The 20,571-nt window shown below is 59.3% G+C and carries 22 protein-coding genes; 21 read left to right on the top strand and 1 reads right to left on the bottom strand.

From position 1 onward, the window contains the following. Positions 1-78: 78 nt before the first annotated feature. The 16 genes from BN1139_RS02250 to BN1139_RS02175 all read left to right on the top strand — a co-directional run bounded on the left by BN1139_RS02250 (position 79) and on the right by BN1139_RS02175 (position 13,551). Positions 79-942 carry a type IV pilus biogenesis protein PilM gene (locus tag BN1139_RS02250; RefSeq protein WP_005348604.1) on the top strand — a complete coding sequence of 288 codons (864 nt, stop codon included), beginning with the start codon at positions 79-81 and terminating at the stop codon, positions 940-942. Then, positions 942-1,535 carry a PilN domain-containing protein gene (locus BN1139_RS02245; protein ID WP_005348605.1) on the top strand — a complete coding sequence of 198 codons (594 nt, stop codon included), beginning with the start codon at positions 942-944 and terminating at the stop codon, positions 1,533-1,535. The genes BN1139_RS02250 and BN1139_RS02245 overlap by 1 nt, the downstream gene beginning before the upstream one ends. After that, positions 1,535-2,182, top strand: coding sequence for a hypothetical protein (locus BN1139_RS02240; protein WP_005348606.1), 648 nt, complete (start codon positions 1,535-1,537; stop codon positions 2,180-2,182). The genes BN1139_RS02245 and BN1139_RS02240 overlap by 1 nt, the downstream gene beginning before the upstream one ends. Then, positions 2,175-2,504, top strand: coding sequence for a SctD/MshK family protein (locus BN1139_RS02235; RefSeq protein WP_005348607.1), 330 nt, complete (start codon positions 2,175-2,177; stop codon positions 2,502-2,504). The genes BN1139_RS02240 and BN1139_RS02235 overlap by 8 nt, the downstream gene beginning before the upstream one ends. A gap of 70 nt (positions 2,505-2,574) precedes the next feature. Continuing rightward, the gene (mshL, locus tag BN1139_RS02230; protein WP_005348608.1) at positions 2,575-4,248 is read left to right on the top strand and encodes a pilus (MSHA type) biogenesis protein MshL; all 1,674 of its coding nucleotides are present in this window, start codon (positions 2,575-2,577) and stop codon (positions 4,246-4,248) included. A 92-nt stretch (positions 4,249-4,340) separates the two neighbouring features. Then, a complete protein-coding gene (locus tag BN1139_RS02225; protein WP_005348609.1) occupies positions 4,341-5,231 on the top strand; it encodes an ExeA family protein in 891 nt (296 codons plus the stop codon). Next, positions 5,228-6,322 carry a tetratricopeptide repeat protein gene (locus BN1139_RS02220; RefSeq protein ID WP_005348610.1) on the top strand — a complete coding sequence of 365 codons (1,095 nt, stop codon included), beginning with the start codon at positions 5,228-5,230 and terminating at the stop codon, positions 6,320-6,322. Before BN1139_RS02225 ends, BN1139_RS02220 begins: the two co-directional genes overlap by 4 nt. 74 nt (positions 6,323-6,396) lie before the next feature. Further along, on the top strand, positions 6,397-8,106 hold the full coding sequence (gene mshE / locus BN1139_RS02215) for an MSHA fimbrial ATPase MshE (RefSeq protein ID WP_005348611.1): 1,710 nt from the start codon (positions 6,397-6,399) through the stop codon (positions 8,104-8,106). Positions 8,107-8,109: 3 nt separating this feature from the next. Then, the gene (locus BN1139_RS02210; protein WP_005348613.1) at positions 8,110-9,330 is read left to right on the top strand and encodes a type II secretion system F family protein; all 1,221 of its coding nucleotides are present in this window, start codon (positions 8,110-8,112) and stop codon (positions 9,328-9,330) included. A 77-nt stretch (positions 9,331-9,407) separates the two neighbouring features. Beyond that, a complete protein-coding gene (locus BN1139_RS02205) occupies positions 9,408-9,869 on the top strand; it encodes a hypothetical protein (RefSeq protein ID WP_005348615.1) in 462 nt (153 codons plus the stop codon). 77 nt (positions 9,870-9,946) lie between these two features. Then, complete coding sequence (locus BN1139_RS02200; RefSeq protein ID WP_005348617.1) at positions 9,947-10,618, top strand: prepilin-type N-terminal cleavage/methylation domain-containing protein; 672 nt, start codon at positions 9,947-9,949, stop codon at positions 10,616-10,618. Between the two features lie 14 nt (positions 10,619-10,632). Beyond that, complete coding sequence (locus BN1139_RS21850; protein WP_005348618.1) at positions 10,633-11,073, top strand: prepilin-type N-terminal cleavage/methylation domain-containing protein; 441 nt, start codon at positions 10,633-10,635, stop codon at positions 11,071-11,073. A 47-nt stretch (positions 11,074-11,120) separates the two neighbouring features. Then, complete coding sequence (locus BN1139_RS02190) at positions 11,121-11,615, top strand: prepilin-type N-terminal cleavage/methylation domain-containing protein (protein WP_005348619.1); 495 nt, start codon at positions 11,121-11,123, stop codon at positions 11,613-11,615. Beyond that, a complete protein-coding gene (locus tag BN1139_RS02185) occupies positions 11,602-12,162 on the top strand; it encodes a prepilin-type N-terminal cleavage/methylation domain-containing protein (RefSeq protein ID WP_005348620.1) in 561 nt (186 codons plus the stop codon). The genes BN1139_RS02190 and BN1139_RS02185 overlap by 14 nt, the downstream gene beginning before the upstream one ends. Positions 12,163-12,200: 38 nt before the next feature. Next, entirely contained in the window at positions 12,201-13,091 is an 891-nt protein-coding gene (locus BN1139_RS02180; RefSeq protein WP_041202656.1) for a PilW family protein, read from the top strand. 37 nt (positions 13,092-13,128) lie between these two features. Beyond that, a complete protein-coding gene (locus BN1139_RS02175; RefSeq protein ID WP_005348623.1) occupies positions 13,129-13,551 on the top strand; it encodes a hypothetical protein in 423 nt (140 codons plus the stop codon). An 8-nt stretch (positions 13,552-13,559) separates the two neighbouring features. Here BN1139_RS02175 and BN1139_RS21720 read toward each other — a convergent pair whose 3' ends face one another. Continuing rightward, complete coding sequence (locus BN1139_RS21720; protein WP_232297602.1) at positions 13,560-13,922, bottom strand: hypothetical protein; 363 nt, start codon at positions 13,920-13,922, stop codon at positions 13,560-13,562. Positions 13,923-13,949: 27 nt separating this feature from the next. On the opposite strand from BN1139_RS21720, the gene BN1139_RS02170 reads away from it, so the two are divergent. From BN1139_RS02170 to BN1139_RS02150, 5 genes are all read left to right on the top strand, one after another. Then, on the top strand, positions 13,950-17,270 hold the full coding sequence (locus tag BN1139_RS02170; RefSeq protein ID WP_232297603.1) for a DUF6701 domain-containing protein: 3,321 nt from the start codon (positions 13,950-13,952) through the stop codon (positions 17,268-17,270). Between the two features lie 204 nt (positions 17,271-17,474). Continuing rightward, positions 17,475-18,515, top strand: coding sequence for a rod shape-determining protein (locus tag BN1139_RS02165; protein WP_005340051.1), 1,041 nt, complete (start codon positions 17,475-17,477; stop codon positions 18,513-18,515). A gap of 42 nt (positions 18,516-18,557) precedes the next feature. Continuing rightward, positions 18,558-19,448, top strand: a complete 891-nt coding sequence (gene mreC, locus BN1139_RS02160) for a rod shape-determining protein MreC (protein WP_005348633.1) — start codon at positions 18,558-18,560, stop codon at positions 19,446-19,448. Next, positions 19,448-19,933: a rod shape-determining protein MreD gene (gene mreD / locus BN1139_RS02155; protein WP_005340054.1), complete on the top strand. Its 486-nt coding sequence runs from the start codon at positions 19,448-19,450 to the stop codon at positions 19,931-19,933. Before mreC ends, mreD begins: the two co-directional genes overlap by 1 nt. Positions 19,934-19,935: 2 nt before the next feature. Beyond that, positions 19,936-20,523: a Maf family protein gene (locus BN1139_RS02150; RefSeq protein ID WP_005348636.1), complete on the top strand. Its 588-nt coding sequence runs from the start codon at positions 19,936-19,938 to the stop codon at positions 20,521-20,523. Positions 20,524-20,571 lie beyond the last annotated feature (48 nt).

The following is a 20,571-nucleotide window of genomic DNA, read 5'->3' as shown; positions in this document are numbered from 1 at the left end:
CCGTCTTTTATATGGAAGCTAATTTGCTGTTTATGTTAATATTTCACACATTTAACCACTATTGATGGGCGAGCTCACATGAAACAACTGTTCAGGCGATCGACGCCAAGCCGCCAGGTGGGGCTGTTGCTGGCCAATGACAGGATCATGCTGGCAGCGGTGGGCAATTCCCCCGTTTTTGCGACTCGTTCTATTAACGGCCCACAGGAGTGGGCTGTTGCCATCAATGAGCTGTTCAGTCGTCATGGGCTGGCCAAGTCTAAGGTGCGGGTAGCCCTCGCCGCCAGCCTTTATCAACAGATCCAGATCGACAAACCCGCAGTGCCCGATGCCGAGATGGCGGGGGCGCTCCCCTGGGCGGTAAAAGATTATGTCAGCGAGCCGGTACTGCAACTGGCAATGGATTATGTCGATTTGCCCACCCCGCCTGCCGGTCGTCCGCGCATCAATGTGATCTGCCTGCCCAAGAGCCGGGTGCAACTGCTGGCCGATGCCATCAATGGTATTGCCACCCTGCAATCCATCATTAGCGACGAGTTGGCACTGACCTCTCTTTATGAGGCGGACGAGACCGTGCGCATGCTGCTGTGGCAGCCCAAGGGGCAGGATCTGCAACTGCTGGTCTTCCATCAGGGGGGGCTCTGCTTCTCCCGCCAGCTGCGCGGTTTTACCAGCCTGACCGGGGAGCATGAGCCGGACAGCATGCTGCTCGACTCGCTGGCGCTGGAGATCCAGCGCTCTCTTGACTATCTGGCGGGCCAGCTGAAATTGCCCGAGTTGGGACAGATGCAGTTTGCCGTCGCCTCGCCCTTTATCGGTACCCTGGTGCGCCACATGGAGCAGACCTTCGGCTTTGCCGTCTCCGCCATGGCCAACAAGGCGGTGCTGGCTGGCGTCGAATACCTCTCGGCCTATGCCGCCGCCATCGGGGAGGATGCGTGATGAAACGTCAGATAAACCTCTATGGCGCCGAGTTTCGACCCAAGCGGCAGTGGGCCAGCCTCAATCAGATGGCGCTGGTATGGGGCTTTGCGCTGCTGCTGATCCTGTTGACGGGTGTCGGTTACAGCTGGCAGCAGCAGCAGGTCAGCCGGGCGCTGGCGCAGCGCTCTGCCGAGCTGGAACTCAAGCGCAGCGAGGCGCAGCGGCTCGATGCCGAGCTGGCGCGCCATCAGGCAGATCCCCGGCTGCAACAGCAACTGGTCAACAAGCAGGATGAGCTGACGGCCAAGCAGGGGCTGATGCGCCAATTGGGCAGCCTGACCCTGCAAAAATCCCAGGGCTATGCCAGCGTGATGGCGGATCTTTCCCGCATTCGCAACAGCAACCTCTCGTTGCAGCGCATCGAGATCAACGAAGGGCGGATCAACCTCTCCGGCTTTGCCGGACGCAGTCAGGATGTGCCGGCCTGGGTCAATCGCTTCAAGCAGACCCCGAGTCTGGTGGGCAAGGAGTTTGGTGAACTGACCCTCGGCCGTGACAAGGAAGGCCGTCTGACCTTCCAGTTGAGCGGCATTGCGCGGGAGAAACCCTGATGAACCTGAAAGCACAGTGGCAGGCATGGGGCCAGCGTATCGCCGTGTTGAGCCAGCGGGAGCGGGTGTTGATCCTGCTGACTGGTCTGGTGCTGCTGGGCGCGGCCGGACTCTACGGCTGGCTCGATGGCGCCGATACTCGCCTGCAGCAGGATCGCATGGCCCTGAGCGCCGCCGAGCGCGACCTCGAGATCATGGAGCTGGAAAACCTCGGCAAACAGGCCCGGCTCAAGCGGGATCCCAATCAGGGAGTTCGCGACCAGCTGGCGCAGGTCGAGGCGGATCTGGCCCGGATCGACGATAAGCTCAAGGCCCAGACCGTCGATCTGATCCCGGCGCACGAGATGCCGCTGGTGCTGGAGGCGCTGCTCTCCCGCTCCGCCAATCTCCATATGCTGGCCCTCAGTTCGCTGGAGCCTACCCCGCTGATGGCGGGGGAGCAGAAGGTCAATCTCTACAAGCATGGTATCCGGCTTCAGCTTGAAGGCGGCTATTTCGATGTGTATCAATATCTTAAAGCGCTGGAAGCCTTGCCGCGCCACTTCTACTGGAAGCAGTTCGACTATCAGGTCAAAGCCTATCCCGGCGCGGTGGTGGAGATGGAGATCTACACCTTGAGTACCAGCAAGGAGTTTATCCGTGGCTAGAGTGTTTGCGTTGTGCTGTTGCCTGTTCAGCTTGCTGGTACAGGCGGAGCAGGTCGAAGTATTGCAGGATCCCACCGCGCCACTGGCTGATGTGGCGGTTGGCGCCCGTGCGACCGGCGAGAACAGTGCCGGTTTGCCGAAGCTGCAGAGTGTGGTGCTGGGCAATGGCCCGGCACTGGCGGTACTCAATGGCAAGAGTTATCGGGTCGGGCAACAGGTGGACGGCTATACGCTGGTGGCCATCAATGCCGATGCCGTGGTGCTGGAAAAGGCGGGAAAACGCCATGCGGTAACACTGTTTGCCAGCAAGATCCGGGTTTGAGTCGTGCTTGCCTCTCGAGAGGTGAATCGGCTTTATCGAGTTTAATTGCAAGTCAGGGTGCCCTAATTACATGAAAAAACACCGTCTCTGTCTGATCACCGTGGCCATGATGGCTGCAGGCTGTACCACGTATCAGCACCCCGAGCCGACCCAGGCGAAGGATGCCCTCAAACAGGCCATGAACGAACAGCAGAAACAGGCTGCCCCTCTGACCGCGTTGCCCAAATCGGTGCAAAGTGAATTGCTGCAGTTGAACCGGCCGCAGATGCCGGTCGGCATGCCGGAGAAGCGGCTGCGTATCGCGGCTCACGACGTGGAGGCGGTAGAGTTTTTCGGTTCCCTGTTCAAGGGCTCCCGCTACAGCGTGGCGGTTCACCCCGGGGTGGCCGGGCAGGTCTCCGTCGAGCTCAAGGATGTGACTCTGCCAGAGGTGCTGGCGGTGGTGGGCGACATGTACGGCTTCGACGTGCAGCGCAAGGGCAATGTCTTCCATATCTATCCGGCGGGCCTGCGCACCGAAACCATCCCGGTCAACTACCTGATGATGTCCCGTCGTGGTCTCTCCCGCACCTCGGTCAGCACCGGCGGGGTGACGGCCAATGACAGCAATAACAGCAGCGACAGCAGTTTTGACAGTGCGTCGAACAACAACAGCGGCAGCAACAGCTCAACCAGCAGCAACTCGAGCGGTGACAACAACAACGGTACCCGAATCGAGACTGACACCAACAGCGACTACTGGACCGATCTGCGCGACTCCCTGCAGACCCTGATTGGCACGGGTGACGGTCGCGCCGTGATCACCAGCCCGCAGGCGGGTCTGGTCACCATCCGCGCCTATCCGAAAGAGCTCAAGGCAGTGCGTGAATTCCTGACTCAGTCCGAGAGTCACCTCAAGCGGCAGGTGGTGCTGGAGGCACGGATCATCGAAGTTGCCCTCAACGAAGGGTATGAGCAGGGGGTGGACTGGAGCGGTCTCTCCGCCAGCTGGGATGGCAACAAGGGGATTACCGGTGGCCAGTCGCTTGCCAATACTCAGCTGCCCAGCACCCCCAACCAGATCTTCAGTGCGCTGGGTGGCGGCGCCGGTTTCAAGATCTCTGATGGCAACTTCAATGTGGCGGTCAACCTGCTCAAGACCCAGGGCGATGTGAATACCCTCTCCAGTCCCCGTGTCACCGCGACCAACAACCAGAAGGCGGTGATCAAGGTGGGGACGGACGAGTATTACGTCACCAATGCGTCCACCACCATTACCACTACCTCGACGGGCACAGACAAGACGCCTAACGTGGAGCTGACCCCCTTCTTCTCCGGTATCGCACTGGACGTAACGCCGCAGATCGATGAAGAGGGCAAGGTGCTGCTGCATATCCATCCCTCGGTTATCGATACCGAAGAGCAAAACAAGGTGATCGACATGGGTACCTCGGGTGGCAAGTTGCAACTGCCGCTCGCCAAGAGCTCGATCCGTGAGTCGGATACCGTGGTGCAGGCCAATAACGGTGACATCATCGTTATCGGCGGCCTGATGAAGACCGACAAGCAGGAGATCGTCAGCAAGGTGCCGCTGCTGGGGGATATTCCCTGGGTGGGTGAAGCCTTTACCAACCGCCGCGAGAGCACCAAGAAGGTGGAGCTGGTGATCATGCTCAAACCGACCGTGGTGGAGAAAGATACCTGGCAAAACGAGCTGCAACGCTCCTCCGAGCTGCTCGACAAGTGGTATCCGGCCAAGGGCTGACCCATGACACCAGATACGGTCACCCCTATCCCGAACGGCCTGTGCTGCCTTGCCTGCACAGGCTGCTTGCTTGCCGTGGCAGGTGAGGTCTCATGTACCTGACCCACTTCGGCCTGCAGGAGGCACCGTTCAGCCTCACTCCCAATACCGGCTTCTACTACGGCCTGCCGCCTCACGAAGAGGCGCTGCAGGTGCTGAACTGGGCGCTGGCGCAGGGGGAGGGCTTTATCAAGGTGACCGGCGAGGTGGGTACCGGCAAGACCCTGCTCTGCCGCAAGTTGCTCAGCGAGCTGGGCTCGGAAGCGCGTCCGGTGCGGCTTGCCTGGTTGCCCAATCCCCACCTCACTCCGGCCGAGCTGCGCATCGCGCTGGCGCTGGAGCTGGGGTTGGCGGTACGGGATCAGAGCGAGCTGGATCTGACCGATCGTATCCATCGTCACCTGATCAGCCTGCACCAGCAGGGCTGCCGGGTGGTGGTGCTGATCGACGAGGCGCAAGCGCTGCCGGACGAGACGCTGGAGGCGGTCCGCCTGTTCGGCAATCTCGAGACCGAGTCGAGCAAGCTGCTGCAGATCGTGCTGTTCGGCCAGCCGGAGCTGGATGCCAGACTGGGCAAGCCGCATCTGCGCCAACTGCGCCAGCGGATTGGCTTCTCCTACTGCCTGCGGCCGCTGCGTTTTGACGAGACCCGCGCCTATCTGGAGCACAGATTGCAGGTCTCCGGTTACCGCGGGGCACCGCTGTTTGCAGGTCGCGCCATGCGTCTGTTGTGGCGCGCATCGCGAGGGATCCCGAGACTGATCAATATCCTGGCGCAGAAGTGCCTGATGCTGGCCTATGGTCAGGGTGTGCGTCAGGTCGATAGCCGTCTGGTACGGCTCGCCATTCGCGATACCGACGATGCCCGCCGCTTTGCGCCACGGCGCTGGTGGCCCCTGTTACTGTTGCTGGGGTGCGCCCTGGCTTATGGAGTCTGGCCATGAGCGTTATCAACCAGATGCTGAAAGATCTGGACCGGCGCCAGCAAGGATCCGAAGGTGCTGCTGTCTATATTGCCCCTGCGCGCCAGCAGGGATGGTGGATGTTGCTGCTGACCCTGATCTGCGGTCTGGCACTGGGGATCCTTGGTTGGCGAACCTGGATCTACTGGCAGCAGACTCATACCGTGACTGCTGCCAGTGAAGTGATCGCCCCCGATGCGGTGACTCCCGATGTGGTGGCAAGGGCCGCCGCGCCGGTCAGCCAGCCCGAGCCGGTCGAGGTGGCGGCCGCGCTGCCGTTGCCAAGTCAGGATGAGGTGAATGATGAGGCAGGCGAGAGTGACTCGGATGGCATGGCCGACGGTGCGCCCTTTGATGCCTCCAGCGATGTTGACGAGACGGAGCCGACCGATGAAGAGCTGCAGCCCGAGCTTTACGCCGAACTGGCGGCAGAGCAGCAGGCAGTTGTCAGCGCACCGCGCAAGCCGAGCGTATTGAAGATCGAGACGGTCGAGCTGTCGGCCAAGGAGTTGGCAGCACTGGCGGAGCGCAAGGCGACCACCGCCATGGCCAAGGGAAGCCTGCGGGATGCGCAGGACAACTACTATCAGGTGCTGGCCCACGACCCCTACAACCAGGGGGCGCGCGAGCAGCTGGCGGGGCTGCTCTACGGCGAGGGCCGTCTGACCGAGGCGCGTCAGCTGCTGGAAGAGGGGATCCGGCTCGATCCCCAACAGGCCGATTTTCGTCTGTTACTGGCCCGCCTTGCCATCAGCGAGGGGCAGCAGCAGCAGGCGCTTGGCTGGTTGTCCGGTTATCAGCCGGATCTCGCCAGCAACATGGACTACTACGCCACCTGGGCCGGGCTGACTCAGGAGCTGGGCCAGAATGCCGATGCGGCGGCGCTCTATGTGAAGCTGCTGCGTCAGCAGCCGGATCAGGGCCGCTGGTGGCTTGGTCTCGGTGTGGCCGAGGATGGTCAGGGCCACAGCCAGCGGGCGCTCGATGCCTATCGCAACGCCCTGCTGCACGGCAACCTCGGCGAGGCGTCGACCAACTGGCTGGAACAACGAATTGGCCAACTAACCCCTTGATAAACAGCAGGTTCGATTAGCAAAGCGGAATCGGATGCGGCAACGGGTGTGAAGTAACAGAGATCGGAGCAAACATGGCACAACCCAGACTGAAAATGCGCCTCGGCGACCTGCTGGTACAAGAGCAGATCATCTCTGATGATCAGCTGCAGCTTGCCCTGCAGCAGCAGCGTCAGACCGGCCGTAAGCTGGGCACCACTCTCATCGACCTCGGCTTTATCAGCGAGGTGCAGCTGTTGCAGTTCCTCGCCCGCCAGCTGGATGTGCCCTTCTTTGATCTCAACAACCTCACCATCGACGCCGCCGCGGTGCCGCTGCTGCCCGAAGTGCAGGCGCGCCGTTATCGGGCGCTGGCGGTCAACCTTACCGACGACAAGGTGACGGTGGCCATGTCGGATCCGGCCGATCTGAGCGCACTGGATGCCGTCGCTGCCCTGCTCAGCCCGCGCATCATGGTGCTGGCGGTGGCGCGGGAAGGGCAACTGCTGGAGTATTTCGACCGCCTCTATCGCCGTACCCGCGAGATTGAAAGTTTCGCCGAACAGCTGCAGGAGGAGTATCAGGACTCCGGCTTCGAGCTGGGCTCCAGCAATCTGGGGGCTAACGACGAGGGAGAGGCGACGGTGGCCAAGCTGCTGCGCTCCCTGTTCGAGGATGCGGTGCAGGTAGGGGCGTCGGATATTCACATCGAACCGGACGAGAAGGTGCTGCGCATTCGCCAGCGGATCGACGGCATCCTCCACGAGAACATCCTCAACGAGGTGCGCATTGCCCAGGCGCTGGTGCTGCGCCTCAAGCTGGTGGCGGGGCTCGATATCTCCGAAAAGCGCTTGCCGCAGGATGGGCGTTTCAACATGAAGGTGCGCGGCCGCGATGTGGATGTGCGGATGTCCACCATGCCGGTGCAGTATGGCGAGTCTGTGGTGATGCGTCTGCTGGATCAATCCTCCGGCATTCTGTCGCTGACCGAAACCGGGATGCCGCCGGAGATCCTGACCCGTTTCCGTCGTCAGCTCAAACGCCCGCACGGCATGATCCTGGTGACCGGCCCGACCGGTAGCGGCAAGACCACCACCCTCTATGGCGCGCTCTCCGAGCTCAACCAGTCCAGCAACAAGATCATCACGGTAGAAGACCCGGTGGAGTATCGTCTCTCCCGTGTCAATCAGGTGCAGGTCAACCCCAAGATCGGCCTCACCTTCTCCAACGTGCTGCGCTCCACCCTGCGTCAGGATCCGGACATCCTGCTGGTGGGGGAGATGCGTGACAACGAGACGGTGGAGATAGGCTTGCGTGGCGCCATCACTGGTCACCTGGTGCTGACCACCCTGCACACCAACGATGCGGTTACCAGTGCCTTGCGCCTTATCGACATGGGGGCGCCCGGCTATCTGGTGGCGAGCGCCCTGCGGGCGGTGGTCGCCCAGCGGCTGGTGCGGCGGGTATGTGAGCACTGCGTCGAGGAGAAGGCGCCCGACGAAGGGCAGGCCACCTGGCTCACCGTACTCTCCGGCGAGGCGCCCGGCCAACACACCTATCACAAGGGCCGGGGTTGCCAGAGCTGCAACTTTACCGGTTATTCCGGCCGGATCGGGGTCTACGAGCTACTGGAGCTGGATCAGCCGATGATGGATGCCCTGCGCCGCAACGATGCGGAAGGGTTCGCCAAGGCGGCCCGTCAACACGAACACTACCGGCCGCTGGCCCTCACCGCCCTCGATTATGCCCGTCAGGGGATCACCTCGGTGGATGAGGTGTTGCGACTGGCCGAGGATTTGGGGTAAGCGATGGCTAACTTTGCCTACAAGGGGCGTGACAGCCAGGGCAACGCCACCAGTGGCGTGGTCGAAGCGGCCAACGAGATGGCGGCCGCCGAGCAGCTGATGCGCCGTGGCGTGATGCCCACCGAGCTCAAACCGGGCAAGGCCAAGTCCGCCGCCATCGACTGGTCACTGTTGCTGGAAGGGGGCGTCAAGCTGGACGAGCTGGTGATCTTCAGCCGCCAGATGTATGCCCTGACCCGGGCCGGGATCCCGATCCTGCGTGCCATCGCCGGGCTGGAGGAGGGCACCCACAGCAAGCCGCTCAAGCGGGCGCTGCACTCGCTGGGGGAGGATCTCGGTAACGGCCGCCCGCTCTCCAGCTCGATGCAGGCGCACCCCAAGGTATTCAGCAGCCTGTTTGTCGCCATCATCCATGTGGGTGAGAACACCGGTCAGCTGGAAGAGGCCTTTTTGCAGCTCGCCAACTATTTCGAGCTGGAGCTGGAGACCCGCAAGCGGATCAAGACCGCGATGCGCTACCCCAGCTTCGTGATGATCGCCATCGGTATCGCCATGGTGATCCTCAATATCATGGTGATCCCGGTGTTTGCTGGCATGTTCGCCAAATTCGGGGTGGAGTTGCCGCTGGCTACCCGCATTCTGCTCGCCACCTCGCACTTTTTTGTCAACTACTGGTGGCTGCTGCTCGCCATTCTGACTGGGATGGTGTTCGGCTGGCGCCGCTGGGTCGCCACCACCAAGGGCAAGCTGACCTGGCACCGCTGGCAGCTCAAGTTGCCGATCGTCGGCACCATCATAGAGCGCTCCCTGCTGGCCCGTTTTGCCCGCAGTTTTTCCATGATGCTCAAGGCAGGGGTGCCGCTGAACACCGCGCTGACCCTGGTGGCCGATGCGGTGGATAACGCCTATATGGCGGGGCGAGTGCGGGATATGCGCGCCGGTATCGAGCGGGGCGAGAGCCTGCTGCGCACCGCCAGCAGCAGCGGCCTGTTCACCCCGCTGGTGATGCAGATGATCGCCGTGGGTGAGGAGACAGGTCAGGTCGATGACCTGCTGCACGAAGCGGCCGAGTATTACGAGCGGGAGGTGGATTATGACCTCAAGAGTCTCACCGCCCGCATCGAGCCGATCCTGATCGGGATCGTAGCAGTAATGGTGTTGATCCTGGCGCTGGGTATCTTCACCCCCATGTGGGACATGATGCGCGCTGTTCGCGGCAAGTAACTCGGCATCTTCACGCTTGAATGGTGGGACATGATGAGAGCCGTAAGAGGCAAGTGATCGGTGGAGTCGAGGGCTGGATGAGCAGACAGACGCAGCAAGATGATCGCTGGCTGACAGGATATCGGCGGATCGCCGTGATCATCCTGCTGATGGTGATCGTGGCGACCCTGGTGCGTAGCTATCAGGGCCACCGGGAAGAGGCGCAGCAGCTCACTCTCACCTTGCTGGGGGAGCAATTTGCCGAGCGGGCACAGCGTTTGCACGGCATTTGGCTCGATGAGCGGCGCCCGCAGACACTGCATGTCGCCGGCAAGGGGTGGCAGTTTGATGCCCGAGGGTGGCCCCTGGGGTTAGTGCCGCTGCAATCCCCTTCGGAAAATTGCCGTCAGTTGTGGTTGGCTCTGATGGGTGAGACGAAGGGGGGCATGCCTCCTCTGCAGATTCTGGCCCGCCCCGATGGCAGTGGTTGCGAGATGGGGTGGGATGGTTATTGGCTTGTTTATCAGTTTTCTGACGGGCGGGTGATGAAAAAGCCTTGAATGAAACTAATCATATGACCCAACTACATGATTTTTTTGGGCCTGCATGAAATAATGTGGGGCATTACGGAGGGAGCATGACAATGAAACCAATGGCACCAACAATGCCGGAAAACGGGATGAGGAGACGGTCTGCCGGCTTCTCCCTCATTGAGCTGGTGATCGTTATCGTGATCCTGGGGATCCTGGCGGTGACTGCACTGCCACGCTTTCTCGATGTGACCGATGAAGCGAAAAAGGCCAGCGTCGAGGGAGTCTCCGGCGGTTTTGCTACCGGCGTTTCACTGGTGCGGGCGCAATGGGAGGCGGAAGGTCGCGCCAAACAGGACAGTCTCAATACCGTGCTCTATGACGGCAGCCGCTTCTATCTGACCACTCCGACCGATACCCAGATCAGCAACGGCGAGCTGTCGCCTGGCTATCCCATGGATACCGTTGCAAGCGGTAATCCCGATGTGGATCCCGCTAATCTGACCGCCGAACGTTGTCTCAATATTTGGGAGGGGTTACTGCAAAACCCGCCCAAGGCTACGGCCAGCTTCAATGAAGTGCGCGGTAGCGGCAATGACCTGAAATACTATGCCACAGTGAGCAGTAATGGACTGGATTCGGTCTGCCGTTACTATTTGGTCAATAGTTTGAGTAAGGGCAGTGATGGCAAGTATCAGGATCCGCAAGGCAAGACTGATGCATTTATGAGTTTCAGTTACCGCCCGGCGTCCGGTCAGGTGACCACAAATATTAATTAACAGAGGAAAGTGAAATGAAAAAACAGGCGGGTTTTACCCTGATCGAACTGGTTATCGTGATCATCATTCTGGGTATTCTGGCGGTCACCGCTGCACCCAAGTTCCTGAATCTGCAGGATGATGCTCGTAAGTCTGCTGCACAAGGCGTACAAGCTGCCCTGCAAAGTGCTTCTGCGCTGGTTTATAGCAAAGCTGTTCTGAATGGCTATGAGACCAGTGCTGGGCCTATCTCTATGGCCGCTCCAATCGATAAAGTTGCTGTAGCATATGGCTATCCAACTGCAGCCACAATCAGCGAGGCGGTGGCACTGGATGGTTGGAAAGTTTCTGGGGCTGTAGCAGCTAACACCATAACTTTTGCTCCAAGCGGTAAAGGTGACAGCTGTTCTGTTACCTACAAGGAAGTTACCGTTTCTAACGGTACACCGACCATCAGTTTGGTTGGCTGTAAGTAATTGGATGATGGAAAGGGTAGGAGTCAATTCCTACCCTTTCTATTGACATGTTAGAGTCAAGGCATAAGGGTTTTACCCTCATTGAACTGGTACTGGTGATCCTGTTACTCGGGATTCTGGCCGCCTTTGCCGTGCCAAAATGGCTGGGCAAAGGCGGCTTTGAAACTCAAACCGTGCGCGACGAGCTGCTGACCCGGCTGCGGCTGGTACAGACCGTCAATATGCACGAACCGGCCAATCGTTGTACCTCACTGCGGGTTGACGCGGGCCAGTTTGGCCACAGCACGCTCTCCCCTTGTGGCGATCCTGCGGCTATATCTAGCTGGAACGCTAATCAGCTCACCCGTGGTCGTCCGGTGACCCTGCCTGTCGGGATCTCCCTCTCCTCGAACAAGGGCACGCCTCCTTTTGTTATCCGCTTTGATCAAATGGGCCGCCCGCTCGTTAGCTGCGCCGGTGGCTGCGAGCTGCAAGTCACCGATGGTCGCGAGAGTGGCCGTATCAAGATTGAATCCGAGGGGTTTATCCATGAGATCCCTTAAGCGTGGTTTCACCCTGATTGAGCTGATCGTTGGCATAGTGCTGCTGGCGGTGGCTTTGACCGGCATTTTGGGGTTGCTTATCAATCAGGCGCCGCAGGCGGTAGACCCAGTGCAGCAGGTACGCGCCACCCAGCTGGCCCAGCGCCTCTCCGGCGAGATCTTGCAAAAGTCGTTTGATGAACATTCGGATCATAACGGTGGTCGTTATCGTTGTGGCGAGCAGGTGGCAGGGGTGACCATCTCTTCCTGCTCCACCAGTTATGGCCCGGATGGCGAGCCCGCATCCTATGCCTATAACGATGTGGATGATTTCGATACCGCAGGTGACTGGGTGGATGCCAACACCCTGACCCAAACTGAGGCGGGAGTCAGCAGCGAGGAGTATCGCAACTATCAGGTGAAAATTGCGGTGAGTGGAGCCGATTTCAGCGACGGCACCTTCAGGAGTTGTGCCGCCCCCTGTTCTGTGGGCAAGCGTATTGATCTGCAGATCAAGCTACCGGATCAGAGCGTGCTCGACTTCTCTTTTTATCGGGGTAATTACTGATGGATCGCTCCGCTGTCGGGTGTTGCTTGCCTGTCCGAATGTCCGCGCCTGTAACCACTTCCGGCGTTCCATTACGCCTGGCGGCCAATCGGACCTACCGTAAACCTCGGGGTAATCGTGGCTTTACCCTGGTCGAGCTGGTGATGGTTATCCTGCTGCTCGGGATTATGGCGACCTTTACCAGCCAGTTTATCGGTATCGGTACCCAGATTTATGGCGATGCCAGCAGTCGTGAGCAGCTGATGAGCGATGCCCGCTTCGCCATGGAGCGGCTTAACCGCGAACTGCGCGATGCGGTGCCGGGCTCGGAGCGGATCGAGACGACTGGCGGGACATGGGACGACACCGGTGCCTGTTTGCGGTTCTGGCCCATCAGCACCTCGAGCCGCTATCTGGCACTTAACCGCGCCATGTCGGGGAGCACGGCCACCCTTGAGCTGGTGATGGCGACCCCGGCTTCTGCTGCCAATCCGCTGGATGTGGATGTCACCGCCGTTAAAAAAGACGATCAGCTGATTGTATTCCCCGTGCCGGACAAAAATGTCGGTTCGCTTACTGCAGGCTGCGATTATGGCCGCTGCGTAGCCAGGGTCACGGATGTGCTGACGCCCGTATCCGGAGCGCAAACTATCGGCTATACCAGTGCCGAGAGTCTGACTGGCCTCTCTCCAGGCAGCCGGGTCTACTTTGCCAACCAGCAGGTTCGCTACTGTGTGGAAGGAAACACGCTGACCCGTGCCACAGCCCCCATTGGAGCACCCTTACCTGCACAGGGCGTGTTGATGGCGGATTCCCTTCGTATTGGCACCTTCTATCGGGAAACCTCGGCGTTTAACGCCGAAGGGGAGTTTGGCATGCGCTTTGTCTTCGAGCGCAAGGGGGAGTCGGTCACCTTCAACCACAAGATAGAGGTGTTCAATGTGCCCTGATCCACAGGCTTTCGGACGGATGCGAGGCAGTGCCTTGATGATCGCCCTGTTTGTGATTGTGGTGATGGCACTGTTGGCGGCTGCCATGGGCCGTTTTCTGGTCGATAGCGGCGAGAAAAATACGGTGGAGGTGCGCAGCGTGCGTGCCCTGCTGGCCGCCCAGAGCGGGCTGGAGATTGCCTTGTATCAGCTGTTTCCAAATAGACCTACATCGCCATCACCGCTTGATCGTTGCGAGTGGGTACTCTCATCACCTGTGTTTAATGGCAATTCTGGACTGGCTGGCTGCGAGGCAAGGATCAGTTGCGTACAACAACCTGTGACCTATAACGGAGAGGTGACCAATGGTTACCGTCTGCTCAGTGTCGGCTCCTGTGGCTCGACCGATCTGGGCAGTACCAACCCCGATTATGCCGTGAGTAGGACAGTGACGGCTGAAGCCTATGATGGAGGTTTATGATGAAATGGCTATGGGGGCTGGCCCTTCTTTGTAGTCAGGCTTGGGCATTCGATCCCATCGACATAGGCACAGTTTTCCCTGCTGTGGTGCAGGGGCATCATGGCAACAACAATAATACTTGCCACCAGATCAGCGGTGACCAGCTCATCCAGCTTAACAATCCCAAGATCAATGGTACAGGCGGTTTGCCACTCAACTTCTGCTCTATCCAGCCCGATCAGAACAACAGTCCCCGTTGCGATGATGGTGTTGGCGGTTACAAGGTCTGCACGGTTACTGGCAGTGATATTCGTGGTCTTGCCCTGAATGGTAACAACGCGTTTCTCTCCACCAATTCCAATAGAGCTCAGACTTGTTCGTCGGGATCGCAAACGGCCTCCAGCGCGGCTTATGGCACCATGATGGTAGAAAACTGCACCATGACCTTCCCGAGTCGCAGCGTCTATCAGCTCAAGAGCCTAACGGTGCGCAACAATGCGACTCTGGTGTTGGGTGAGGGGGACTATTTTATTGACAAGTTGACCTTGGACAACGGCACTATCCTCCTGTCTGGCAGCGGCATCACCCGGATCTTCGTCAATCAGGACGTGAAGTTGATCAATACGGTCAATATCAACGCCAACAATCAAGGCAGCCTCATTTGGGTTAACTACAACAGCATGGTGATCGACAATAGCACCACCTTTTACGGTTACCTCTATACCGATGGGCTGCTCACCATGAATAACAAGGCTACCGTCTATGGGAGGGTGACGGCTGGTTACCTGAAGATGGATGCTCAATCCAGCATCAACGAAGCGGTACTGACCCCCATGCTGACCTGCTTTGCTGACGGCTTTGAAAGTGCCCAGATCAACCCGGACAGTTGGGTGGTTGCCCAGCGAAACAACAGCACATTGCCGTCGGTACAAAATGGTCGCCTGCGTCTAACCCAGAACGTTACCAACCAAGCCACGTCAGCCACATTCCAGCGTCTCTTCCCGGGAGCCGGCAACCTGGTGACAGTCGAGTTCGATCAGTATGCCTACAAAACTTTTGGCTCTAGCGGGGCGGACGGGATGGCGGTGGTGCTCTCGGATGCGACCCTGACGCCCCAGCCTGGTGCCTTTGGTGGCCCGCTAGGCTATGGCTTCAAGACCGGAATCAGCGGCTTTGCGGGCGGTTGGCTCGGGGTCGGGCTCGATGAGTACGGTAACTATGCTAATGAAGGGGGGACCATCAACTTGGGGTCGCGCCGGCAGGCAGTTTCCATCCGTGGCTCGGGAGCGGGCACCTCTGGATACAACTATCTGGCTGGTACCGTCAGCAACCTGAACCCGCCCGTCGACAGCGGCACCAACAGTAATCGCCCCCACCGCTATCGTATTACCGTCGACTCTCGGGCCGCTGGCAGCTCGCTGGCGAAAGTCGAGAGAGATACTGGTTTGGGCTACAGCACCCTGGTTGGCCCCATCAATATGGCGAATCAGGCCGGTCAGGCTGCGGTACCTGCCAATTTCCTGCTCTCCCTGACCGGCTCCACCGGCTCGGTGACTAACTTCCACGAAATCGACAACGTGCAGATCTGCGCCCTGCGATCCAACCCGATTGGGGTGCAGATTGATCATTTCCAACTTGATCACTCCGGTCAGCCACTGACCTGCAACCCCGAGACGGTGACGGTCAAGGCGTGCGCCGATGCAGCATGTACCACGCTTATCACCGACCCGGTTACTGCAACCCTGAGTCTTACCCCTACTTCTGCCAGCAATGGTTGGATTGGCGGCAATACGGTGACCTTTAGCGGCGGTTCGACCACGGTACAGTTGCGCAACAATACGCCGACCGCGGTCACCATAGGCGTTTCCGGCTCGACTCCGACGACCAAGCCATTCAGTACCACCTTGTGCAAGGCCGGGGCCGGTACGCCCAGTGCGGCAGCCTGTACCCTGAACTTTGCCGATAGCGGCTTCTTCTTTGATGTGCCTGATACCTATTCCAATCAGCCACAGACGGTGACCATCAAGGCGGTCAAAAAGAGCGATGTGACCAAGCAGTGTGTGCCGGGGTTTGCCAGTCAGACCAAGAACGTCAAGTTCTGGAGCAGCTATATCACCCCCGCCAGTAATCCCTATAACAGCCAGATGAGCGTCAACAGCAGTACGATTGGCGCCAGTCAGGGAGCTGCAACGCCACTCTCCCTCGTATTCGATGCGCAGGGGCAGTCGACCATAACGGTTAAGTACCCGGATGCGGGCAAGGTGCAACTGGATGCCCGCTATGATGGTACTGGCAGTGAAGCCGGTCTGGTGATGCTAGGCGCGGATCAGTTTGTGGCACGTCCTGTCGGCTTGTGCATAACCCCTCCGCAAGGGGTCTGCGCGGCTGGTGATAGCAGCTGTCCTGTCTTCAAAAAAGCGGGGGAGACGTTCCAGGTAGATATCAAGGCGATGGCCTGGGAGTCGGCCAATGATGGGGATATCTGCGTAGGGAATCAGACTACGCCCAACTTTGCCCTGCCCAATATTGCTCTGGGCAGTACGCTGGTGGCACCCAATCCGGGCACCAATGCAACGCTGGGTACTACCGCCTATAGCCATGTGGCTGCGGCCAACAGTGCCAATAACGTTAGCCAGACCGTGAGCGAGGTGGGAGTGTTCCGGATGACGGCGACGCCACCGGCGGCAAAGCCGCCAGAAGGAAGCGCTGTATCTACGGGCTATTTCGGCTATACCATCCCTCCCGCCAGCAGCCTGCCGGTGGGACGTTTTGTCCCTTGGGATTTCAATTTGCTGAGCGGGGTGCTTACTCCTGCTTGCGGGCAGTTCAGCTATATGAGTCAGCCATTCGGGGTCAAGATGACGGTACAGGCTCGTAACAAGAGTGCCGGGGTGACCACAAACTATGGTGGTGAGTTCGCGAAGGGGCGGCTCTATCTGGTGGCAGGCAATAATCATGATGGGATTGATCGCACGGATCGAGTGGGGAGCATGATGGCCAGCTGGGCATCAGGCGAAGCCAATATTGACAGCCAGAGCCGCTTTGCCCGGCTTTCTGAGCGCGATCCCGGCCTGACTACTCCCGAAGAGCCCTTTAAGTTACTGCGTTTTGGCCTGCAAGTGCTTGATGAGGAGTCACCCTCAGTCACCTTCATGGCTGACGCTGACCTGAATCCTGGCATCAAGAATGGTTGTACCAAAGGGGTCAACTGCAATGCCAAGCAGTTGACGATTCCTACGCGGGTGAATAACACCATGACGGCTTATTATGGCCGCCTGCTGGCTGGCACGGCGGCGGGTCTTGCCTCTGCGCCGCTGGCCATTCCACTGCAGATGCAATATTACGAAGGGGGCAACTGGCTGCAAAACAAGGAAGATAAATGTACCCAGCTCTCTTTGGCCAATCAGGGGTTCACTTTCCTCAATCCGAGTCACACCTTTGATGCGGCGACTCGCGAGCTGAATCTGGGGGCGGGTCGCAAGATCAAGCTGGGGTTGGGCAGTTCTGCACCGGGTGGGGATGCTGCACTGGCGAAAGACGGGGAGATCCTGTTCCACTTTGCCAAGCCGGACATCTCGGTGCGCATTCCCTACAAGGTCGATTTGGCAAAACAGCCGTCGCAGCCCCTCTGGTTGTCGGACCCCACGAGTGCCAATGACGGTAACCTGCAAGGTGAGGCCATTTTCGGCTCCAGCCGGGGTAATGACAGAATTATTTATCGGCGCGAAGTATTGCAGTAAATGATGTGTGAGGGGGGATGGCTCAACAGCATCCCCCTAAATCCTTGTTTATTAGTGTTTGCAAGCGTGTCCGAGTGAGTGATGACTCGCATTTTTGTCGCGCCTGATTGATTGGCGACAGTTTGAGCGCTTGCCCATTGGGGTGGGCATTGGTAAAGTTAGCCGGTTTTCTGCACCTCCAAATTCTTAGGATTTCCCGTAGCCATGTTCAAAAAGCTCAGAGGCGTCTTTTCCAACGATCTGTCGATCGATTTGGGAACTGCCAACACCCTGATCTATGTAAAAGATCAAGGGATCGTCCTTAACGAACCCTCAGTTGTCGCCATTCGCCAAGAGCGCGGGAACGCCAAATCGGTCGCTGCTGTCGGTCATGCCGCCAAGCAGATGCTGGGCCGTACCCCGGGCAACATTTCCGCAATCCGCCCGATGAAAGACGGCGTGATCGCCGATTTCTACGTGACCGAGAAGATGCTGCAGCACTTCATCAAGCAGGTTCACGACAACAACTATTTCCGCCCCAGCCCGCGCGTGCTGGTGTGTGTACCGTGCGGTTCAACCCAGGTTGAGCGTCGCGCCATCAAGGAGTCCGCACTGGGCGCCGGTGCCCGTGAGGTCTACCTGATCGACGAGCCTATGGCTGCTGCCATCGGTGCCGGCCTGCCGGTATCCGAAGCGACCGGCTCCATGGTGGTTGATATCGGTGGTGGTACCACTGAAGTGGCCATCATCTCCCTGAACGGTGTGGTCTACTCCCAGTCCGTCCGTATCGGTGGCGACAAGTTTGACGAAGCGATCATCAGCTACGTTCGTCGCAACTACGGCAGCCTGATTGGTGAAGCCACTGCCGAGCGTATCAAGCACGAGATCGGCTCCGCCTATCCGGGTGAAGAGGTGCGCGAGATTGAAGTGCGTGGCCGTAACTTGGCTGAAGGTGTACCGCGCAGCTTCACTCTCAACTCCAACGAGATCTTGGAAGCGCTGCAAGAGCCGCTGTCCGGTATCGTGGCTGCCGTCATGGTGGCGCTGGAGCAGTCTCCGCCGGAACTGGCTTCCGACATCTCCGAGCGCGGCATGGTGCTGACCGGTGGTGGCGCACTGCTGAAAGACATCGACCGTCTGCTGATGGAAGAGACCGGCATTCCTGTCGTCGTGGCCGAAGATCCCCTCACCTGTGTGGCCCGTGGCGGCGGCAAGGCGCTGGAGCTGATCGATATGCACGGTGGCGATCTGTTCCACTACGAATAAGACCCAAAGCCGGCCAGCGTGCCGGCTCTTTTTTGACGACCCATGAAACCCATTTTTGGTAGAGGCCCTTCGCTTCAGTTACGGTTGTTTCTCGCCGTCATCATCTCCATCGCTGCCATCGTCGCGGATTCCCGCTTCGGTGTGTTTACCCATGTCCGCGTCTACCTCAGTTCGTTAGTCAGTCCCCTGCAATACATGGCCAATGCGCCCGGTACCCTGCTCGACACCATGTCGACCCAGGTGCAGACCCGCGCCGATCTCATCGAGCAGACCAAGCAGCAGGAGCAACAGCTGTTTACCCTGCGTGCCCGTCTGCTCAAAATGGATCAGCTGGAACACGAGAACCAGCGGCTGCGTGAGCTGCTCGGTTCGCCGGTGCACAAGGAGTCCCGCAAGATGGTGGCCGAGCTGCTGTCGGTGGATTCTGACCCCTTCAGCCATCAGGTGCTGATCAACAAGGGGGCGCTGGATGGAGTCTACAACGGTCAGGCGGTGATCAACGATCAGGGTGTGATTGGTCAGGTGCTCCACGTGGGCTCCACCACCAGTCGCGTGCTGCTGATCACCGACTCCAGCCATGGCATTCCGGTGCGGGTACTGCGCAACGACTTGCGTGCTATTGCTTCCGGCAGTGGCGAGCTCGACAAGCTTGAGCTGCGCAACCTGCCGCGCAATACCGATATTCAGGTGGGTGATCTGCTGGTCACCTCAGGTCTGGGTGGCCGCTTCCCGGAAGGTTATCCGGTGGCGACCGTAACCCGTTCCGAGTATGTGGAGGGCAAGCCCTTCGCTCAGGTCGAGGCCAAGCCGCTGGTGGAGCTGGACAGGCTGCGCTATCTGCTGCTGCTGTGGACCGACAAGAAGCCTGAAGTACATGATGAGGATGGCGAACGGGCGGCTCCCGCTGAGTCCGCCGCAGGAGCCACCCGCTAATGCTAGAACCCGCCAGCGGCAGGATCTGGATCTGGATCTCGATCCTGCTGGCCTTGAGCCTGTCGATCCTGCCGCTTCCTTTTGAATTTGACCCCTTCCGTCCGGACTGGCTGGCCATGGTGCTCATCTACTGGGCACTGGCTTTGCCGCACCGGACCAACGTCGGCACCGCCTGGGTGGCGGGCCTGCTGCTGGATGTGCTGCTTGGCAGCACCCTCGGCGTGCGGGCGATGGCGATGGCCATTACCACCTATCTGGCGGCCTTCCAGTTCCAGAAGATCCGCAACTTCTCCCTCTGGCAGCAGGCACTGATCATCGGTGGCCTCTCGCTGGTGGGTAAAATGACGGTATTCTGGGCCGAGCATCTGTTCAGCCAGGCCAGTCTCAACTTCTCCTACTTTTGGTCGACGTTGACGACGATGCTAATATGGCCCTGGGTGTTTCTGGTGCTGCGCAAGGTGCGGCGCCGCTTCAATATCAGGTAAATATGAACAAAAACAACGAACCACAACTCTATCTCGCCTCGGCTTCTCCCCGTCGCCGTGAACTGCTGACCCAGATTGGCTACCGCTTCGAGGTGCTGAAACTGGATGTGCCCGAGCAGCGGGAAGAGGGTGAAAAGGCGCAGGATTACGTCTGCCGCCTCGCCCGTGACAAGGCGATGGCGGGCGTGGCGTGTGCGCCGACGGCGTTGCCGGTGCTGGGTGCCGACACCATAGTTGTGCTGGGCGACCGGGTACTGGAGAAACCGTCCGATCTGCTGGATGCCAAAGATATGCTGGAGTCCCTCTCCGGCAAGGTGCATCAGGTGATGACGGCGGTGGCGCTGGCCAGCAAGGAGCGTTGTGACGTGCGTCTGGTCACCACCAACGTGGCGTTTCGCAAGCTGGACGAGGCCGAGATCGAGGCCTACTGGCAGACCGGTGAGCCCTGTGACAAGGCCGGGGCTTATGGCATACAGGGTATTGCGGGCAAGTTTGTCAGCCGCATCGAGGGGAGCTATAGCGCCGTGGTCGGCCTGCCCCTGCTGGAGACAGATCTGTTGATCAAGCATCATCTGGAACAGCTCAAGTAATTTCCCGTCAGCTGTGCTCTGCTGCGTTTTTCCCTTGCGCGCGTTGTA

Source organism: Aeromonas veronii bv. veronii, from assembly GCF_000820225.1.
Taxonomy (GTDB): Bacteria; Pseudomonadota; Gammaproteobacteria; order Enterobacterales; family Aeromonadaceae; genus Aeromonas; species Aeromonas veronii.
This window is presented reverse-complemented; position numbering and strand designations above follow the sequence as displayed.

Excerpts from the sequence above, each read along its gene's own strand:
- BN1139_RS02250 (WP_005348604.1), top strand. The coding sequence starts at position 79 with ATGAAACAACTGTTCAGGCGATCGACGCCAAGCCGCCAGGTGGGGCTG.
- BN1139_RS02245 (WP_005348605.1), top strand. The coding sequence starts at position 942 with ATGAAACGTCAGATAAACCTCTATGGCGCCGAGTTTCGACCCAAGCGG.
- BN1139_RS02240 (WP_005348606.1), top strand. The coding sequence starts at position 1,535 with ATGAACCTGAAAGCACAGTGGCAGGCATGGGGCCAGCGTATCGCCGTG.
- mshL (WP_005348608.1), top strand. The coding sequence starts at position 2,575 with ATGAAAAAACACCGTCTCTGTCTGATCACCGTGGCCATGATGGCTGCA.
- BN1139_RS02225 (WP_005348609.1), top strand. The coding sequence starts at position 4,341 with ATGTACCTGACCCACTTCGGCCTGCAGGAGGCACCGTTCAGCCTCACT.
- BN1139_RS02220 (WP_005348610.1), top strand. The coding sequence starts at position 5,228 with ATGAGCGTTATCAACCAGATGCTGAAAGATCTGGACCGGCGCCAGCAA.
- mshE (WP_005348611.1), top strand. The coding sequence starts at position 6,397 with ATGGCACAACCCAGACTGAAAATGCGCCTCGGCGACCTGCTGGTACAA.
- BN1139_RS02210 (WP_005348613.1), top strand. The coding sequence starts at position 8,110 with ATGGCTAACTTTGCCTACAAGGGGCGTGACAGCCAGGGCAACGCCACC.
- BN1139_RS02205 (WP_005348615.1), top strand. The coding sequence starts at position 9,408 with ATGAGCAGACAGACGCAGCAAGATGATCGCTGGCTGACAGGATATCGG.
- BN1139_RS02200 (WP_005348617.1), top strand. The coding sequence starts at position 9,947 with ATGACAATGAAACCAATGGCACCAACAATGCCGGAAAACGGGATGAGG.
- BN1139_RS21850 (WP_005348618.1), top strand. The coding sequence starts at position 10,633 with ATGAAAAAACAGGCGGGTTTTACCCTGATCGAACTGGTTATCGTGATC.
- BN1139_RS02190 (WP_005348619.1), top strand. The coding sequence starts at position 11,121 with ATGTTAGAGTCAAGGCATAAGGGTTTTACCCTCATTGAACTGGTACTG.
- BN1139_RS02185 (WP_005348620.1), top strand. The coding sequence starts at position 11,602 with ATGAGATCCCTTAAGCGTGGTTTCACCCTGATTGAGCTGATCGTTGGC.
- BN1139_RS02180 (WP_041202656.1), top strand. The coding sequence starts at position 12,201 with ATGTCCGCGCCTGTAACCACTTCCGGCGTTCCATTACGCCTGGCGGCC.
- BN1139_RS02175 (WP_005348623.1), top strand. The coding sequence starts at position 13,129 with ATGATCGCCCTGTTTGTGATTGTGGTGATGGCACTGTTGGCGGCTGCC.
- BN1139_RS02170 (WP_232297603.1), top strand. The coding sequence starts at position 13,950 with ATGATGGTAGAAAACTGCACCATGACCTTCCCGAGTCGCAGCGTCTAT.
- BN1139_RS02165 (WP_005340051.1), top strand. The coding sequence starts at position 17,475 with ATGTTCAAAAAGCTCAGAGGCGTCTTTTCCAACGATCTGTCGATCGAT.
- mreC (WP_005348633.1), top strand. The coding sequence starts at position 18,558 with ATGAAACCCATTTTTGGTAGAGGCCCTTCGCTTCAGTTACGGTTGTTT.
- mreD (WP_005340054.1), top strand. The coding sequence starts at position 19,448 with ATGCTAGAACCCGCCAGCGGCAGGATCTGGATCTGGATCTCGATCCTG.
- BN1139_RS02150 (WP_005348636.1), top strand. The coding sequence starts at position 19,936 with ATGAACAAAAACAACGAACCACAACTCTATCTCGCCTCGGCTTCTCCC.